Genomic DNA, 17,359 nt, shown 5'->3' on the forward strand with positions numbered 1-17,359 from the left:
CCACTACCCGTCCGAGGGCAGATCGGTGCGCGGAGCGGCGGCCAGATGTGCGCCGACCCGCTTCACCAGGAGCGTCATTTCGTAGGCGACCTGCCCGACGTCGGAGTCGGCGTCCGAGAGAACGGCGAGGCAGCTGCCGTCCCCGGCGGCCGTGACGAAGAGGAAGGCCTCCTCGAGCTCGACCACGGTCTGCCGGACACCGCCCGCCTCGAAGTGGCGGCCGACGCCCTTGGCGAGGCTGTGGAAGCCGGAGGCGACGGCGGCCAGGTGCTCGCTGTCCTCCCGGGTCAGATCCTTGGAGGCCCCGGTGGCAAGGCCGTCGCCGGAGAGCACGATCGCCTTGCTGATGCTGGCCACGCGGTCCACCAGGTCGTCGAGCAGCCAGTTCAGCTCTCCCGACGTCTTGCTGGTCGCGGTGGGCCCTGTGGCCTTCGGTGCGGTCATCGACCGTCCCCCTTCGTCGTTCCTGGTGCTGTGCCGCCCTGGGCCCCGTCGCCCGCGGCGTTCTCGTCGCGGCCCCGCTGCCAGCCCCGCTGGAGCGAGGCCATCCGGCTGCGTACCTCGTCGGCGTCGCGATCGGCGAAATCCGGCCCCTTCGGGGTGCGGGCCTTGTCGCGCTCGGCGCGCCGTTCGGGTCCGTCCTTCAACTGCGGGGCCAGATTGGCCTGTCGGACGCGGCGGGGCAGCGGGCTCGCACCCGATTCTGCCCCTTGCGTCGCGGCGGCGGAGAGCGGGGTGGTCCCGGCCCTGCCCGACGGCGAGCCGGCGGAGCGGGTGCGCCGGGGGAGAGCGGGGGCCTCTCGGAGGCCGGACGCCTCGGAGCGAAGGCCCGGAGTCTCGGGGCGTTCGCCGTTGCGGCGCCCGGAGGTCTCGGTGCGGTCGGTACGCCGGGCGGTCGACGACTGTGCGCTCGCCCTCTCCGCCACGCCTTGCCTCTCCACCGGTTCGAGGAGCCCGCCGAGGCTCTCCAGCGGCTGCAGCGCCTCGGCGGGCTCCTCGCCCGCCTCGCCGCGCCGGGGCCTGCGGGTCACGGGACGACCGTGCGAGCTGACCAGCTTGGGAGTTCTGCGGCGCGGCAGGGGGACCGGGGCGCCCGCGTGGTCGTCGTCTCCGGGGCGGGCCGTCTCCGAGCCGCCTGCGCGGGGCTGCTGGTGGGGCCGGTGCTGCTCGACCGGGACACCCGCTATGGAGCGTCGCGGCCTGAACAGACCGCCCTGCTCGGCGTCCTCGTCGTCGAGGGCGCCCGGGAAACCGCCGAACGCGTCCAGATCGACCGGCGCCTCAAGCTCGACCGGCCCGTCCAGGATCGCGGCAGGCAGGCCGGGGAGGCGCACCGGTACGTCGGAGAGCGCCGCCTTGCGGTCCTCCTCGATCTTGCCCTCCTTCGAGGGCAGCGCTCGGTCGAGACGGAAGCCGATGCCGTTGGTGTCCGGGACGTCGTCGGTGAGCAGCGCGTCGGGAATGAACACCACGGCGGTGGTGCCGCCGTACGGGGAAGGCTGGAGGGAGACACGGACGTTCTGCCGCTGCGCGAGCCGGCTGACCACGAAGAGACCGAGCCGGTCGGTGTCGGACAGTTCGAACTCGGGGGTCTCGGCGAGCCGCAGGTTGGCGTCGAGGAGCGCTTCGGCCGCCATGCCCAGACCGCGGTCGTGGATCTCCAGGGTGAAACCGTTGGCGACGCGTTCGCCGACGACCTGCACGGCCGTGTGCGGGGGCGAGAACACCGTGGCGTTCTCCAGGAGTTCGGCCACCAGGTGCGTGAGGTCGGCGACCGCGGGCCCGGTGACGGCGACGCGGGGCAGGCGGCGCACCTCGATGCGCTCGTAGTCCTCGACCTCGGCGACGGCGGCGCGAACGATGTCCATGAGCTGGACGGGCTTGCGCCACTGCCGGGACGGGGCCGCGCCGGACAGGATGACCAGGCCCTCCGCATGCCGGCGCATACGTGTGGTCAGGTGGTCGAGGCGGAACAGGTCGGCGAGTTCGTCGGTGTCCTCGGTCCTGCGTTCCATGGTGTCGAGGAGGGTGAGCTGCTTGTGCAGCAGGACCTGACTGCGGCGGGCGAGGTTGACGAAGACCTCGGAGACGCCGTCCCGCAGTTCGGACTGCTTGACGGCGGCCTCGACGGCCGCGCGCTGAAGGGTGTTGAGGGCCTGGCCGACCTCGCCGATCTCGTTCTTGTCGTACTCCAGGCGGGGCACTTCGGTCTCGACGTCGACCTGTTCGCCGCCGGAGAGGCGGCGCATGACGCTGGGGAGCCGCACGCCGGACGCCTCGTGGGCCTCCAGGCGCAGCCGGCGCAGGTCGCGAATGAGGCTCCGGCCGATGCGTACGGACATGACGAGCGAGGCCAGCAGGGCGATGAGTCCGAGGACACCCGCGATGACCGCCTTGACGATGACGCCCGTGGCCACGGGGCGCACGCGGTCCTGGTAGCGGTCGCCGGCCTTGTCGTCGAGGTCGGCGAGTTCGTTGAGCACGTGTCCGGCCACCCGGTCCCAGCTCTGCGCGGTGACACCGTGCGGGGATCCGGCCGGGGAGGTGACGACAGCCTGCTCCGCCACGCGCAGAGGGGCCGTGTCGGCGTTCGACCAGTAGCGCTCGAAGCGGCCGCGTTCCGATGAGGGCAGCAGCGGCAGGCTGATGTTGTACAGCAGGGTGCGTTGCGCGATGAGATCGGAGATGTCGCGGATGTCGTCGCGGGTGACGCGGCCCGCGACCAGCGCGGAACCGAGGAGGGCGTCCTCGCGGGAGAGCAGTTCGCGGGCGTTGGCGACGTTGACGAGGGCGCGGCCCTGCTTGTCCATCTCCACGTTGTCCACGACGTGGAGGTTGGCCAACAGTGTGTAACAGGGGTCGACGAGACGGTTGTAGAGGTCGAGGGCCTGGGCCCGGTTGACGGTGCCCTCCTCGACACTGCGGCGCAGCGAGTCGACGCCGTCAAGGGCGTCCAGGATGGTGGTGAGGCGCTGTGCGGTGCCCCCGTTCATCTCTTCCCGTACGTCTTCGTCCTTGGCGTTCTTGCGGACCTTCGCCACGGCCCGATCGGTCGCGGTGCGACTGCGTTTCAACGCCGCCAGCGCGTCGGAGGCGCGGGGATCGGCGAGATAGACGAGTGTCTGGCGACGTTCCTGCTGGAGAACGCTGACGGTGTCCTCGGTCGGGTAGCCGATCTTCTCGACGACGTCCGACACGTTGAACAGCTGGTTGGCCGCGCGGCCGGTGAGTACCGTCGCGAAGGCCCAGATCCCCGTCAGGGAGAGGAGCGGCACGAGGAGCAGCGCCACGATCTTCCGGCGGATGGACTTCCCGCGAAAGCGCATGGCCTCCCCCAGCTCGACCCCCTCCGGCCCGGGGGCACACCTGTGCGTCAACAAACGGCGTGAGCCTACTACTGACCCACAGGTAACTCGAAGACGTGTCCGGGCCGCCGCCCGGCGTGAAGAGGGTGGAACCTGGGCTCTTGAGGGAACTGAAGATGGGCAGTTGTCCGTTCATTGGGGGAGATTGCCGCCCCGATTCCGGCATGGCGAGCCGAAGCTCATCGGACTGGTGAACTTGGTCAGTTGGCCGGAATTTTTCGCTAGTTGGGAATCTTCGGGGCACATTGTTCGTCCTTCTCCATGGGAAATGGGGGCGGAATCGGCCACAGGGGCCGCATGCCGCGTCCAGGCGGCGTAAAGCAGCGCAAGCCGGGCAGCCACTGGGGAGCAGGTGTCGTATGACACCCGCGCGAGGGTCTGCTGGGCGGTGGGGAGTGACAAGTTGATGGGCACGGCGGAGCGGGGCGGGACGCCAGGGGTGGGTACTGCGGCGCCTGTGGCGGTGCGATCGGCCACGCGGACACCGGATCGCGACATTCCGGCGGACGGGCGCGATCGGGCGAGCGGGCGGGGCGTGGCCCGGGAGGAACGCGACCAGAGGAACGAGCGGGCGGGTGCCGGGGACGGAAGCGAGCACATGAGCGCCCGGGCCGTCGCCGAGGGCGGCCCCGAGCCGACGGGCGGGCGGGGCACGGCCGCGGGTAGGTATGAGCGGGCGGGTGACCAGGGCGTTGCCGCCGGTCAGCGGCGCGCCGACGGGCAGGCTCGAGCAGCCGTCGGGCACGCGGACGGATACGAAGAGCAGGCGTACTACCGGCCGTTGTGGATCGAGGAGCCCGCGCGTCGGCGACGGCTGCCCGATCCGGTGCGTACGGCGGCCGTGCGTGCGGTGCTGATCATCGCGGTCACCCTGATCCAGGCCGTGATCGCGTTCCTGTCCACGGTGGCGGAGTCCTGGCTCGCCTTCCCGATGGTCCTGAGCAGCGTGGCCAGCACGGTGGTGGCCACTTGGGCCGCCCTCGACGTCTGGGTCACCCGCCAGGTGTGGAACCAGCGCAACGGCGTGGTGTCCGAACCGAGCAGCACCGCACGGACCCTGCGGCGCGAGCGGCGCCGGGCCCGACGGCAGGCACGCGCGACGGAGCGCGCTCAGAAGCGAATACGGCGGCAGGGCGGCGCAGGGCAGTTGTCGCACCCCTGAGTACGGCTCGCGGCTGAGTACGGCACGGTTCGCAGCTGAGCCCGGCTCGTGACTGAGCCCGGCTCACGGCCGCCCGCGGCACGGCCAAGGGGCGGACTCCACGGACTCCGTGGACCTGGTGGTCCCGGTGGACCCCGTCCGTCGGTCCGCTCACCGGTCCGCCCACGGACCGTCAGCTTGCCCCGGCGCCCGCCGACTCCACCAGGTCCCCGCTGCGCGCCCGTTCACGGCGTGCCTTCATGAACGGGCGAGGGCGGTCGATGGAGAACACGGCTGTGGTGCGGCCGTCGCGCTCGTACAGGGCGAGGAGGCCGCCTTCGGCCGGTGCGCCGTCGTCGAGCGCGCCCTCGGTGACGCGGACGGTGTCCGCCGCGTGCCGGCGCCCCGCGAACTGGATCCGTGCGCCGTACTGATCGGACCAGAAGTAGGGCAGGGTCCGTGCGGTCTCGACGGTGCGCCCGGCGAGCAAGTTCTGTACCGCGACGCGGGGTTGCTCGGTAGCGGAGGTCCAGTGCTCGGCGCGGGCGCCTCCGACGCGGGCGACGTCGCCGACGGCGACCACCTGCGGCAGTGCGGTCACGCAACCGTCGTCGCACAGCACGCCATCGTGCCGAGCGAGTGTCGAACCGGCGAGCACAAGGCCTGTGAAGCTCTCCGATGGCCGGGTCCTGCCCGCCGATGTCGTGATCGTGGGCATCGGCGCGGCCCCCAACACCGGATGGCTCATGCTCGACGGCCGCCGCTGTGTGGGCGCCCAGTACCTGGAACCGGACCTGATCCACACCCGGACGGTCCGCGCACGCCGGGAGGTGATCGTGTCCTGCGGGTCCATCGACACCCCCAAGCTGCTGACGCTGTCGGGCATCGGGCCCGCCGGGCATCTGCGCGAGGTGGGGGTCGAGGTAGTGATGGACTCGGCGGGTGTCGGTGAGAACCTCCAGGACCACCCGAGGGGGTCATCATGTGGGAGGCCGAGCAGCCCATGACCACCACGTCCAGCCAGTGGTGGGAGGCGGGCATCTTCTACGACAGCGAAACCGGGCCTGCACCGGCTCGACCTGATGTACCACTACGGTTCGGTGCCGTTCGACATGAACACGGCTCGGCACGGGTTCCCGACGTCCGAGAACGCGTTCTGCCTCACGCCGAACGTCATGCGCGCGAAGTCACGCACACGGTGCGACTGCGCACCCGGGACTACCGGGACAAGCCGCTGGTCGATCCGCGGTACTTCACACACGAGCTCGACGTGCGCGTGATGACGTACGGGCTGAAGCCGGCGCGGAAGATCGCGTCGCAGCCCGCGCTGAGCGGCTGGGCGGGCGCGGAGCTGGTCCCCGGGCCGGACGTCCGGACGGACGACGAGTTGCTCGACTACGTCCACAAGACCCACAACACCGTCTACCACCCGTCCTGCACCGTGAAGATGGGCGCGGACGACGACTCCTCGGCCCCGCTCGACGCGCGGCTGCGGGTCAAGGGGGTCGAGGGGCTGCGGGTCGCGGACGGTTCGGTGATGCCGGATCTCATCTCCGTCAACCCCTGCATCACGACCATGATGATCGGCGAGAAGTGCGCGGACCTTTTGAAGGAGGACCGGACCTAGGTCCCCTGAGGCGCCGGGCGCTTGAACATCCGCGTCGCCGTGATCTCCGTATGCACGGCTTCCCCGGCGGGAGCCTCACGCGGCAGTCCCGGCCGGAGGTGTTCCTCCACGCTGATGTACTTCAGCCCGGCGCGCAGGTCGGCGTCGTTGCGCAGGCGGATGACGAGGGGGAACTCGGCGAGCGCGGTCGTGTCGAACAGGCCGGTGGTGTAGAGGAGTTGGACGCCGAGCGCGTCCGAGACGGCCCTCTGCAGCTCCAGGAGATAGGTCGCGTTGGCGCGTCCGATGGGGTTGTCGAGGAAGAGCGTGCCGGCGTGCCGGTGCTTGTCGCGGCCCCGGTCGTTGCTGCGCAGCGCGGCCATCGTGCAGTACAGCGCGATGGCCGCGGTGAGCAGCTGACCGCCGGAGAAGACGTCACCCATCTGCCCGACGGGGACGCGCTCGGCGCGCAGTACGGCGTCCGGCTTGAGGATCTCGACGGCGACGCCCTTCGGTTCGAGGGCGGCGCCGACTCCGCGCAGCAGCAGTGACATGCCGTCGCGCCGCATGTCGGAGTTCTTCTTGACCGCCGCGCGGGTGGCCTCGTCGACGACCTCGCCGAGCCGCTCGGCGAGCGTGGCCTGATCGGGCTCCTCGAAGCGGATGCGCAGGAACTCCTGCCCGGACCACTCGCCGAGCCCCTCCGGCAGCCGGGACAGCCGCTGCGCGGACCGCAGGGTGGCGAGCGACGACTCCACCAGCCCCCTCAGCCGGTCCACGATCGAGTCCCGGTTGCGCTCCAGCTGCGCCAACTCGTCGGTCAGCACCCGCAGTCGGGGCGCGAAGGCGTCCGCCCACTTCTGGGCGTGTTCGGGCAGCGCGGACGCGGGCAGCTCACGGATCTGCTGCCGGGCAGGGGTGCGCACCTGCTCGTAGCGGTTGGAGTTGGCATGCCGTACGAGGATGTCGCTCGCCTCGCGCACGGCGCCCTCGGCCGCGGAGAGGTCGGCGGCGCAGCCGCGCAAAGAGCGGCGAGTCTCGGCGGCGGAGTGCCGGGCCTCTTCGAGGGTGCCGGGGTAGGGCTCGGGCTCCTCCTGCTCCTCGTCGGAGTGCTCCCGCAGCAGGTCCCTGAGCAGGGCGGCCGTCTCGTCGAAGCCACCGGCCGCGTCCTCGGCGGCGCGGTGCGCGTCGAGCAGCTCGGCGTGCGCCTCGCGTGCCTGGCCGAGCGCCTCGGCGCGGGAGGCGAGTTCACCGGTGGCCGTGCGCAGCAGCGACTGCGCGTGCTCGGCGTCGCGCGGGACCAGCTCCTGCGACAGCTCGGTGTGGGCCTCGCCGTCCTCGGGCGCGTGCCGCTCGGCCTCGCCGCGCAGCCGCCCGAGCTGCTCGCTCGCGGTGGACATACGGGTCTCCAGGAGCTGCACGAGCTCCTCGGCGCGGGCGGCCGCGGCCTGCCGGGACGGCCCGTCGGAACCGTCCGGCGCCTGAAGGAGCTGTGCGGCGCGGGTGCGCACCTTGTTGCTGAGCCTGTCCAGCTCTGCCAGGGCCGCGGTTTCGTCGCTCTCGGCGCGGGCCTGCTCGGCGCGCAGATCGGCGCCGACGCCGACCTTCTCATACAGCTGTGACGCGGCCCGGTAGGCCTCCCGCAGGGCGGGCAGCGACGACTTCGCCGTCTGCGACGCGTCCTCCGGTACGTCGTCGGGGGCACCCGCGATCTCGGCGCGCTCGGCGCGCAGCGCACGGGCCGTGCGGCGGGCGTCGTCAGCGGCGCGCTGGGCGGCGCGGCGGTCCTCGTCGGCGGCGCGGGCGCGCTCCAGGCAGACCTGGGCGCGAGCCTCCGACTCAGTGGCCTCGTCGGCGAGTTCGCGCACCTTGACCTGCCAGCCGGCGCGTTCGCGCAGGCGGAAGGCGAGTCCGGCGAGCGCGTCGGCCGCGCGCCGGGCGCGCTGGGCGGCGTCCTGGCGCTCGTCGCGCACGAGGGCCGCCTCGGCCGCCGCCTCGTCGGCCTCGGCCCGCACGGTGCGCGCCTCGGCGAGCTCGGCCTCGGCCTCCTCGGCGAACGCGCGCGCTTCCCGGGCGGCCGCGGCCAGTTCGACGAGCCGCCCGGCGGGGCAGCCGGTACGCCAGGAGGCGAGCCGCGCCGCGAGCTCACGGTCCTTGCCGAGCCGGGCCGCGAGGGTGCGGATCTCCTCGTCCCGCTCGGTCGCTCGGGTGCGCAGCGCCTGCCGTTCCTCGTCGGCGGCGTGCTCGTCGTGCATGGCCGGGTTCGGCGGTACGAGGAAGACACCGCCGTCGCCCGCGTCGGCTGCCGGGGTCGGGGCGAGCAGCGCGGCGGCCGTGCCGACGGCGACGGCGGAGCGCGGCAGCAGCGCCGCTTCGCTGAGCGCCTCACGGGCCCGCGCGTGGGTGTCCGGGTCGGTGATGATCACGCCGTCGACGAGCTCGGGCCTGGCGGCCAGCACGCGCGCGTGGTCGACGGGGTCGACGGCCTGCGCGAGATAGCGCCAGCCGGGCAGGGCCGGGATGCCGTGCTCACCGAGGTACTCGACCGTGGCCAGCACGTCAGGGCCGGGCGGCAGGAGTCCGCCGTCGCCGAGGGCGCCGAGGATCCGGGCGTCGTCGGCCGCGGCGGTGCGCAGCTTGAAGAGCTGGCGCTCGGCGGAGGCGACCGCGTCGTCGAGCAGCTCGCGCAGTTCGTCGGCGTACCGGTCCAACTCCTCGGGCGTGAAAGCGCCTTCGGTCTCCGCCCAGACGTCGGCGGAGGTGCCGCGGGCGCCTCGGCCGGTGTCGCCGCCCTTGCCGTGGCCGACGGACGCAGCGGCGTCCCCGGCCGACCGGGGCACCGGTACCCCGCCGTGCCGCGTTCCGGCGGCACCCGGGAGGCTGAGCAGCTCCGCGAGCCGCTCCTCCCCCGCCAGTGCCTCGGCCGTACGGCGCTCGCCGTCGTACGCGAGCTCGGCCGCCGTCGCCGCGTCCGCCGCGCGGGCGGCCGTCAGCTCGGCGCGGGACTCCGCGGACGCCGCCTCGCGGGCGTGCTCCGAGGCCCGTCGCGAGGCCTCCCGCGCGGTGTCCCACGCCGCGACGGCCGTCTTCTCGGCGTCGCTGGCGGCGAGGGCGGCGCGGGCCGGGTCGGCGTCGGGAGCGCTGTCGTCGAGCCAGCCCGCGCGGACCGCCTCGGCGGTCTCCTGCTCGACCTCGCTCAGGCGCTGGCGCAGATGTCCGACCTCGCTGCGGGCGCGCTGCGCGGCGGTGGCCGCGGCGGTGGAGTCGGCGTACGCGGTCTCGCCGACCTCCTGGAGTCCGGCGGAGCGCTCCTCCTCCTCGTTGGCGAGCGCCTCGGCGCCCTCGGCGGCGCGGTGCAGCGCGCGGACGAGGTCGACGGCGGCCTTGGCGCGGGCGGCGAGCGCGGGCGCGGCGTCCCGCTCGGCCTCGAGGATCGCGGCGGCCACGCGCGAGGAGCGGTCGGTGGCGGCACGGTGCCTCAGTACGAGCTCGGCGGCCTGCCAGGAGGAGTGCAGGGTGCGCGCGTCGGCCAGTTCGCGCTTCTGGGCGGCCGCCGACTTCTCGGCCCCGGCGAGCGCCAGCGAGGCGTGCCGGTAGGCGAGTTCGGCGGCGATGAGGGCGCTGCGCTCGCGTGCGCCCTCGGCGTGGGTGACGGCGTACGCGGCGGCGGTCACGCGCTGTGCGAGCTCACCGGCGCGGACACGCTCCCGCACGGCTCGCGCGGACAGTCGTCGGGCCAGGGTGCGGGTGCGCCGCTCGGCGCCCGCGTGGATGTCACGCGCGCGTGCCCGTGCCTCGGCGGCCTCGACGATCCGGCCGAGCAGATCCACGGAGCCCGCGGTGAAGTCCCGCTCGGCGATCAGCTCGGCGCGCCGCCCCAGCTTGTTGCCGAAGCCGCCGACCAGGTCGGCGAGCCCGTCGGTGTCCCGGGTGTCGGTGACCGCGCGCAGCAGCAGGTCGGTGAAGTCGGAGTCCTTCTTGACCGCGAAGAGACCGGCGGCCTCACCCTCGTCGGCGTTCATCTCCCGCTGGTAGCGGAAGAGTTCGGGGTCGAGGCCGAGGTCCGTCAGATGCTCGTTCCAGCGGTCGTGGATCTCCTCCCAGTGCACTTCGAGGTGCGGATACGCCTTGCCGGCCTCGGTGAGGGCGTCACGGAAGCCCTTCATGGTGCGCCGCCGTCCCTGCGCGCCGGAGGCGCCCTCGACGGGCGGCCGGACGGCGGTCGCCTCGGCGACCGGCAGGTTGTCCAGGCTCAGGCCGGGACCGGGCCGGAAGGAGTACCAGGCTTCGGCGAACTTCCTCGGGTCGTTGGAGACCTGCCGTCCCCGCCACTCGCTGGCCTTGCCGACCACGACGCACTCGCCGGTCAGCGTGTGCTGCCACTCCAGCGCGACATGACCGCAGTCGTCGGCGAGCAGGAACTTGCGCAGCACACCGGAGCTGGCGCCGCCCAAGGTGTTGCGGTGGCCCGGCAGCATCACCGAGAAGATCAGCTTGAGCAGCACCGACTTGCCGCCGCCGTTCTCCAGGAAGAGCACGCCCGCGGGCGCGGGCCGGCGCGGCGGCCCGACGGGCTCCTCCTCGAAGAACTCCGCCTGGGTGGGGGCGGGGTCGGGCACGGGCTCGCCGACACCCCTCAGGTCAAGGACCGTGTCGGCATAGCGCGCCCCAGCAGGCCCGATGGAGTAGAGGCGGACCCGGGACAGCTCGTACATGGCGGCGGACTCTCGTAGTAAGTCTTCGGATACGTAGGGCAGATACGTAGGTGGGTTCAGGAGTGGAACGGGAGTCCGGCGTCGGCCACCAGCTCCAGGTCGTCGGTGTGCTCGGCGGGCAGCAGTGACGGGGTGCCGTCGGTCACCGGGACGACGCCCAGTTCCAGGAGCTCGGCCATCGCTGCGCTGCCCGCCATGTCCCGCACCTGGAGCTGATAGCGGGCCGTCGTCCGGTACGTCCCCCCGGAGTCGTCGCCGGTCCGCTGAAGGAATCCGGAGTCGGTGAGGAACGCGACGGCCTTGCCGATGATGCCGGTCGTCGAACCGGACAGTCTTCGCGCGTCCTTGGTGGCGCCGGTGGAACTGCGCCGTGCCCAGATCCGCCAGGCCGCCTCGAGGTCGGGCGCCTCGGTCGCCGGATCGGTGTTCTCGCCCTGCTCCTCGGCCCGCTCCTCCAGACGGCGGCAGGCCTGTCGTACGAACGCGTCGACGCCGTTGACCGAGACACGCCCGATGTACCCGTCGTCCGCGAGGTCCTCGGGGCGTGGGAAGGCCATCGCGGCGACGGCGAGGTGGGCGAGGCCGTGCAGGAAGCGGTCCGCGGAGTCGGCCGAGGTACGACGGGCGTAGTCGCCCATCCGGACGGCGAACACCGAGTCCTCGGCGGCCGTCACGGCCATCCCCGCGCGCGGGGACACCGCCAGCACGACCAGCCCGAGCCCGGCGGCCACGGCGTCGGCGAGCCGGGCGAACGGCGGGTCCTCGCGGTACCGCCGCAACAGCTCCGCGTACTCCTGGTCCCGTGCCGGCTGCAGCTTGGGCTGGAGCCCGAAGGCGACGAGCCGCGCCGCGTCGGCGGCGTCGGCGGGTGTGACGGGAGCGTTCGCCGGCGCGGCGACGGCATCCGGCTCACTCCACTCGACGTGCTGCTCGGTCACGACAGAGGCTCCTTGTACAGAGTTACGAGGCTGGGATTCACGAGCGATCCGCCGCCATCCCCGCCGCGTCCAGCAAAGCCATCCCCACTATCAGATCGGCCCCGCCGAACTCGGGATCATCGAGCTCGACCCCGTCATCCACGGCGAACAACAGCTTCTCCTCACCCTGTCGATACGCGGTACCGACCGGCGGACTGGCCGCGTGAACGGCCAACAGGGCGACGAGGTAGGGCAGTTCGGGATCCCGGCGGCGCGCTTCGGCAAGCAGCCCGGACAGCCGTCGCGGCGCGTCCGCCGGCAGATCCAGCAGCTCCATCGCGGAAGCGAGCTGCTCCTCACTGAACCGACTGTCGTCCGGCGTGGCGATCAGGTCCGGCTCGGGCATCTCCGCACCGAGGTGCTCCCGCTCCAGGGGCGGTGTCAGCAGGAGCTCGACAAGATCCCCCACCCGCACGGCCACCGGCGTACGCAGCCCCGTCCCGCGCGTGAAGAACGCGTCCGTCACGCGCCGCGCCTGTGCGACGGGCAGCGGCAGCACGGGCGCGACGAGGTGGCCGTAGAGGTCGATCCCCGAGGTCGTCATGGGTGTGCCGAAGGCCTGCCGGTCCTGCTCGGCGCGGAACAGGGGCCCGGCCTCCAGGAGCCGGGACTGCAACTGCGTGTGCCGGCGGATGCAGTCCTTGACGATGTCGACGAGCTCGGCGGCGCGGCGCTTCTGCTCGGGGTCCTCGGACTCGTCGCGGGCCTTGCGGATGTTGGTGAGGATCGCGTTCTCGTGGCGGTAGCGGTCGGCGACGTGGTCGAGCGCCTCAGCGATCATGTCGGGCACGGCCTGGAGCCAGTCGACGGCCCGCACATTGCGCCGGGTCGCGTCGAGCGCCCTGCGGAGCGTCTCCGAGTACTGCACGGTCCGGTACCGTGCCTGCTCGGCGGCGAGCTGGGCGTCGGCGAGGCGGCCACGGCTGATCAGCACCTCGAGTTTGACCTCGGCGGCGATCTGCGCGCTGGTGACGTCGGTGTCGAGGGCGCCGACGAGGACGTTGACCGCCTCGTCCGTCGTACGGAGGTAGACGGTCCCCCCGTACCCGGGCACCTCCTCGATCAGCTTGAAGTCGTAGTCGCGGCGCACATAGGAGCCGTCGGGGGCGAAGGTGCCGTATACGGCCCGGAAGCCGCGGTCGACGCTGCCGACGTTGATCAGGTTCTCCAGGACCCACTTGGCCACGCGCTCGTGCTCGGCGACGGGGCGCTGCGGGGCCTGCGCGGCGATGCGCGGGATGAGCCGGGCCACTATCTGGTCGTGGTCGGCGCCCGTGTCGAAGTCCATGTTCAGTGTGACGAGGTCGATGGCGGCGAGGGCCACCTCGGCCATCCCGTAGACCGTGTACTCGCCCGCGAGATTCGCCTTGCGCACATCGAGGTCGTGCAGCGGTGCGGTGCACGCGAGCGCGCGCAGCCGCCGCGCCAGGCCCTCGTCGGCGGCCGGGCCCGGAGCGGGGCGCGGCCCCGCGCTGAGCTGGGGCGGAACGCTGTCCGTCGATGCAGGCGAAGTCACGGTGCACAGACTAGGTCCTCGGTCTGACAACGGTCGAAACGACGCAGAAGCGACCGCCGTCACACCGGCTCCACGCGGCACGTCACGCCGGTTCCACGCAGCACGTCACACCGGCTCCACGCAACACGTCACACCGGCTCCACGCAGCGCCTCGCGGTCGCCGCCTCGCGTGAGCGGCGGAGCGAACCGTCGCCGCGGCCGTCCCCGAGAATCACGACCCGGCTCAGCCGATCCCCTGTGCCCCGTCGGCGACCCGTCGCGCGTAGGCCTCCACGACCCCTGTGAGGGAGTCGTCGAGATAGACCGCGAGCAGTTGCTCGGCCCCGTCGCGGTCGCCCGCCCGGAGCGTCTTGAGGATCTCATGGTTGCGCGCGAGGTACGGCTCGTGGAGCCGCCGCGGATCGGCCACCACATGGAAGGCGAGGCGCAGTTCGGCGAAGACGCTGCGCATCAGTTCGTCGGTGCGGTCGCTCCCGGCGAGCGCCACCAGCTCCCGGTGGAAGTGGATGTTGGCCGTACCGACGCCTTTCCAGTCACCTTCGCGCGCCGCCCGCTGCCCCTCGGCGACGGCCTGAGTGAGGTCGTCCACGGCGTACGGCGGCTCGCCGAGGCCACGGACCACGGCGCACTCGACGAGGGTGCGGGTGCGGTAGATGTCCTCGACGTCCTCGATGGTCAGCACCCGTACGAAGACCCCGCGGTTGAGCTCGTGCACCAGGAGTCGTTCGTGCGTGAGCAGCCGGAACGCCTCACGCAGTGTGTTGCGGGAGACGCCGAGCGCCCCGCCGATGCTGTCCTCGGACAGTCGGGTCCCGGGCGGGAAGTACCCCTCGGCGATACGGCTCCTGAGGATGTCCGAGACCCGCTCGGCGGTGCTGGTGCGGCCCAGCAGGGCGCGATCGTCGGCCAGTCCCGTCAGCTCTGCCATGCCCGGAATTCAATCGCAGAAATAAGAACGAAACAACACGGGTATTGAGGGATCGTTCAACGATCCTCTACCTTGCTACACACGGCGCCACCCGCTCGCCCGAGCGCCGACGGCTTCCGCACGGCACGGCTCAGTCCTCAAGCACCCTCCGTCCTCCTCCTGCGAGGTGCCCATGAGCACGACCCCTCCACCACAGGCCCTTACCACCGGCGCACACCCCAAGACGGATGAACTCTCCACGGACGACGGCGTGTTGGGCTGGCTGCGCGCCCTCGGTCCGCAGGGCCGCCGGGCCTTCGCCGGCGCGTTCGGCGGCTATGCCCTGGACTCGTACGACTACTTCACGCTGCCGCTGAGCATGGTCGCGCTGGCGGCGTACTTCGGCCTGGACAGCGGCCAGACCGGACTGTTCACGACCGTCACGCTGGTCGTCTCGGCGGTCGGCGGCGCGATCGCGGGTGTGGTCGCGGACCGGATCGGACGCGTCAAGGCACTGATGATCACCGTGATCACGTACGCGGTGTTCACGGTGGCCTGCGGTTTCGCGCCCAACTACGAGACACTGCTGGCTTTCCGTGCCCTTCAGGGCCTCGGTTTCGGCGGTGAGTGGGCGGTCGGCGCGATCCTGGTCGCCGAGTACTCGACCGCCAGGCACCGGGGGCGCACGCTCGGCGCGATCCAGAGCTCCTGGGCCGTCGGCTGGGGGCTGGCGGTGCTCGTCTACACGCTGGTCTTCCAGTTCCTCGGCGACGACCTCGCCTGGCGCGTGATGTTCTGGACCGGCGCGCTGCCCGCACTGCTCGTCGTATGGGTGCGGCGCCGGGTGCAGGACGCCCCGGAGGCGGCCGCCGTGCGCGAGAAGAGCGCCGAGAAGGGCTCGTTCACCGCCATCTTCAAGCCGGCCTCGGCCGACGGCCCCGGCCTGCTGCGCACCACCTTCTTCGCGGTCCTGCTCTCCACCGGCGTCCAGGGCGGCTACTACACGCTGGCCACCTGGGTGCCCACGTACCTGAAGACGGAGCGCGGCCTGTCCGTCGTCGGCACCGGCAGCTACCTCACGTTCCTGATCTCCGGGGCCTTCATCGGCTACCTCACCGGCGGCTACCTCACCGACAAACTGGGCCGCAAACGGAACATCCTGCTCTTCGCGATCCTCTCCGCGGCCTGCATCCTCACCTACGCCAACATCCCGAGCGGCGCCAACACGCTTCTCCTTGTGCTCGGTTTCCCGCTCGGCTTCTGCATGTCGGCGATCTTCAGCGGGTTCGGCTCCTTCCTCAGCGAGCTCTACCCGTCGGCGGTGCGCGGCACGGGGCAGGGCTTCACGTACAACACCGGGCGTGCCGTGGGTGCCGCCTTCCCCACCACCGTCGGCTTCCTGGCCGACAGTTGGGGTGTGGGCGGCGCCCTGGTCTTCGGCGCGATCGGCTACGCCCTCGCAGCCCTGGCGCTGATCGGACTCCCCGAGACGCGTGGGAAGGAACTCCTGTGAAGCACACCGTCCAGGAACGCCCTTCGAGCCTCCTCCACATCGACGGCCACGCGCACGCGTGGACCCCCAAGGAGGCGCGCGCCCGGTTCCGTTCGGGCGTGTCCGGCCCCACCGCAGGAGTCGCCGCCGGCCACACGCAGGCGAACTTGATCTCGGTGCCCGCCGATTGGGCGTACGACATGCTGCTGTTCTGCACGCGCAACCCGAAGTCCTGCCCAGTCCTCGACGTGACGGACGCCGGCTCCTGGACCACCCCGCTCGCCCAGGGCGCGGATCTGCGCACCGACCTGCCGCGTTACCGGGTGTGGGAGCACGGCGAGTTGATCGACGAGCCCACGGACGTGGTCGACCGCTGGCGCGGCGACCTGGTGTCGTTCCTCATCGGATGCAGCTTCACCTTCGAGTGGGCGCTGACCGAGGCGGGCGTCCCGATGCGCCACATCGAGCAGGGCCGCAACGTCTCCATGTACGTGACGGAGCGCGAGTGCCGCACCGCCGGGCGGCTGCACGGACCGATGGTGGTGTCGATGCGCCCGGTCCCTCCCGAGCATGTGGCCGCGGCGATCAGGGAGAGCAGCCTGCTGCCCGCCGTGCACGGCAGCCCGGTGCACTGCGGCGAGCCGTCGGTCCTGGGCATCGAGGATCTCTCGCGCCCCGACTTCGGTGATCCGGTGGACGCCGCCCCGGGCGACATCCCGGTGTTCTGGGCCTGCGGAGTGACGCCCCAGGCAGCCGTGATGGCGTCCCGGCCACCCTTCGCGATCACCCACGCACCGGGCCGGATGTTCCTCACCGACGCCCGCGACGAGCAGTACCGCGTGGCCTGAGAACGACCTACGAAGGAGAGACTGCACCTCATGACCCCGATCGACCTCAACGCCGACCTCGGCGAGGGCTTCGGCCGCTGGCGGCTGACCGACGACGAACAGCTGCTGTCCGTCGTCACCAGCGCCAATGTGGCCTGCGGCTTCCACGCCGGGGACGCGGCCACCATGCGGCGGGTGTGCGAGCTGGCGGCCGAGCGGGGTGTACGGATCGGCGCCCAGGTCTCCTACCGCGACCTGGCGGGCTTCGGGCGGCGCGCGATGGACGTGCCGCCCGACGAGCTGGCGGCCGAAGTGGCCTACCAGATCGGCGCCTTGGAGGTCTTCGCACGCGCGGCCGGGGCATGCGTGTCATACGTGAAACCGCACGGCGCGCTCTACAACCGTGTCGTGCACGACGAGGAGCAGGCGGCGGCGGTCGTCGAGGGCGTGCTGCTCGCGGACGCCGCCCTGCCCGTCCTCGGTCTCCCGGCCTCCCGGTTCCTGAAACTGGCCGAGCAGGCCGGACTGCCCACCACCACGGAGGCGTTCGCGGACCGCGCCTACACCGAGCGGGGCACCCTGGTGCCCCGCACCCAGGCCGACGCGGTGATCACGGATGCCGAGGCGGTCGTCGAACGCTCGCTGGGGCTGGCCCGCTTCGGCATGGTCACGTCCCACTCCGGGGCGCGCATCCCGGTCCGTGCCCGCTCGTTGTGCCTGCACGGCGACACCCCGGGCGCGGTGGACCTGGCACGTCGGGTCCGCGCGCGTCTGGAGTCCTCGGGCGTCCTCGTGAAGGCCTTCGTATGAGGG

11 protein-coding genes and 1 pseudogene are annotated in these 17,359 nt (G+C 72.2%); 5 read left to right on the forward strand and 7 right to left on the reverse strand.

From position 1 onward, the window contains the following. Positions 1-3: 3 nt before the first annotated feature. Positions 4-444 (reverse strand): roadblock/LC7 domain-containing protein, encoded by a 441-nt coding sequence (locus ACFZDJ_RS20260; RefSeq protein ID WP_391060621.1) that lies wholly within the window; start codon positions 442-444, stop codon positions 4-6. Further along, positions 441-3,326 (reverse strand): nitrate- and nitrite sensing domain-containing protein, encoded by a 2,886-nt coding sequence (locus ACFZDJ_RS20265; protein ID WP_391060623.1) that lies wholly within the window; start codon positions 3,324-3,326, stop codon positions 441-443. The genes ACFZDJ_RS20260 and ACFZDJ_RS20265 overlap by 4 nt, the downstream gene beginning before the upstream one ends. A 637-nt stretch (positions 3,327-3,963) precedes the next feature. On the opposite strand from ACFZDJ_RS20265, the gene ACFZDJ_RS20270 reads away from it, so the two are divergent. Beyond that, positions 3,964-4,527 (forward strand): hypothetical protein, encoded by a 564-nt coding sequence (locus ACFZDJ_RS20270; RefSeq protein ID WP_391060625.1) that lies wholly within the window; start codon positions 3,964-3,966, stop codon positions 4,525-4,527. A 172-nt stretch (positions 4,528-4,699) separates the two neighbouring features. On the opposite strand, the gene ACFZDJ_RS20275 is transcribed toward ACFZDJ_RS20270, so the two are convergent. Continuing rightward, positions 4,700-5,107 carry an oxidoreductase C-terminal domain-containing protein gene (locus ACFZDJ_RS20275; RefSeq protein WP_391060627.1) on the reverse strand — a complete coding sequence of 136 codons (408 nt, stop codon included), beginning with the start codon at positions 5,105-5,107 and terminating at the stop codon, positions 4,700-4,702. A gap of 142 nt (positions 5,108-5,249) precedes the next feature. Here ACFZDJ_RS20275 and ACFZDJ_RS20280 point away from each other — a divergent pair. Then, positions 5,250-6,133: pseudogene (locus ACFZDJ_RS20280) on the forward strand (GMC family oxidoreductase); the annotation flags it as partial. Here the strand turns inward: ACFZDJ_RS20280 and ACFZDJ_RS20285 are convergent. The 4 genes from ACFZDJ_RS20285 to ACFZDJ_RS20300 all read right to left on the reverse strand — a co-directional run bounded on the left by ACFZDJ_RS20285 (position 6,130) and on the right by ACFZDJ_RS20300 (position 14,248). Continuing rightward, positions 6,130-10,827, reverse strand: a complete 4,698-nt coding sequence (locus ACFZDJ_RS20285; RefSeq protein WP_391060629.1) for a hypothetical protein — start codon at positions 10,825-10,827, stop codon at positions 6,130-6,132. The pseudogene ACFZDJ_RS20280 and the gene ACFZDJ_RS20285 overlap by 4 nt on opposite strands. Before the next feature lie 56 nt (positions 10,828-10,883). Continuing rightward, a complete protein-coding gene (locus tag ACFZDJ_RS20290; RefSeq protein WP_391060630.1) occupies positions 10,884-11,765 on the reverse strand; it encodes a hypothetical protein in 882 nt (293 codons plus the stop codon). 37 nt (positions 11,766-11,802) lie between these two features. Next, complete coding sequence (locus ACFZDJ_RS20295; protein ID WP_390936550.1) at positions 11,803-13,320, reverse strand: hypothetical protein; 1,518 nt, start codon at positions 13,318-13,320, stop codon at positions 11,803-11,805. Between the two features lie 223 nt (positions 13,321-13,543). After that, a complete protein-coding gene (locus ACFZDJ_RS20300) occupies positions 13,544-14,248 on the reverse strand; it encodes an FCD domain-containing protein (RefSeq protein ID WP_390936552.1) in 705 nt (234 codons plus the stop codon). A gap of 172 nt (positions 14,249-14,420) precedes the next feature. On the opposite strand from ACFZDJ_RS20300, the gene ACFZDJ_RS20305 reads away from it, so the two are divergent. From ACFZDJ_RS20305 to ACFZDJ_RS20315, 3 genes are read left to right on the forward strand one after another with little or no spacing between them, the layout of a single operon-like run. Then, positions 14,421-15,740 (forward strand): MFS transporter, encoded by a 1,320-nt coding sequence (locus tag ACFZDJ_RS20305; RefSeq protein ID WP_391060632.1) that lies wholly within the window; start codon positions 14,421-14,423, stop codon positions 15,738-15,740. Then, on the forward strand, positions 15,737-16,567 hold the full coding sequence (locus tag ACFZDJ_RS20310) for a putative hydro-lyase (RefSeq protein WP_390936556.1): 831 nt from the start codon (positions 15,737-15,739) through the stop codon (positions 16,565-16,567). The genes ACFZDJ_RS20305 and ACFZDJ_RS20310 overlap by 4 nt, the downstream gene beginning before the upstream one ends. A 30-nt stretch (positions 16,568-16,597) precedes the next feature. Continuing rightward, positions 16,598-17,356, forward strand: a complete 759-nt coding sequence (locus ACFZDJ_RS20315) for a 5-oxoprolinase subunit PxpA (RefSeq protein ID WP_391060634.1) — start codon at positions 16,598-16,600, stop codon at positions 17,354-17,356. Positions 17,357-17,359: the final 3 nt, after the last annotated feature.

It is taken from the genome of Streptomyces sp. NPDC007896, from assembly GCF_042959425.1.
In the GTDB taxonomy this organism is placed as follows: domain Bacteria; phylum Actinomycetota; class Actinomycetes; order Streptomycetales; family Streptomycetaceae; genus Streptomyces.

What these genes read in the sequence shown, in the direction of transcription:
- ACFZDJ_RS20300 (WP_390936552.1), bottom strand. Translation starts at nt 14,248, where the DNA reads ATGGCAGAGCTGACGGGACTGGCCGACGATCGCGCCCTGCTGGGCCGC.
- ACFZDJ_RS20305 (WP_391060632.1), top strand. Translation starts at nt 14,421, where the DNA reads ATGAGCACGACCCCTCCACCACAGGCCCTTACCACCGGCGCACACCCC.
- ACFZDJ_RS20260 (WP_391060621.1), bottom strand. Translation starts at nt 444, where the DNA reads ATGACCGCACCGAAGGCCACAGGGCCCACCGCGACCAGCAAGACGTCG.
- ACFZDJ_RS20265 (WP_391060623.1), bottom strand. Translation starts at nt 3,326, where the DNA reads ATGCGCTTTCGCGGGAAGTCCATCCGCCGGAAGATCGTGGCGCTGCTC.
- ACFZDJ_RS20285 (WP_391060629.1), bottom strand. Translation starts at nt 10,827, where the DNA reads ATGTACGAGCTGTCCCGGGTCCGCCTCTACTCCATCGGGCCTGCTGGG.
- ACFZDJ_RS20315 (WP_391060634.1), top strand. Translation starts at nt 16,598, where the DNA reads ATGACCCCGATCGACCTCAACGCCGACCTCGGCGAGGGCTTCGGCCGC.
- ACFZDJ_RS20270 (WP_391060625.1), top strand. Translation starts at nt 3,964, where the DNA reads ATGAGCGCCCGGGCCGTCGCCGAGGGCGGCCCCGAGCCGACGGGCGGG.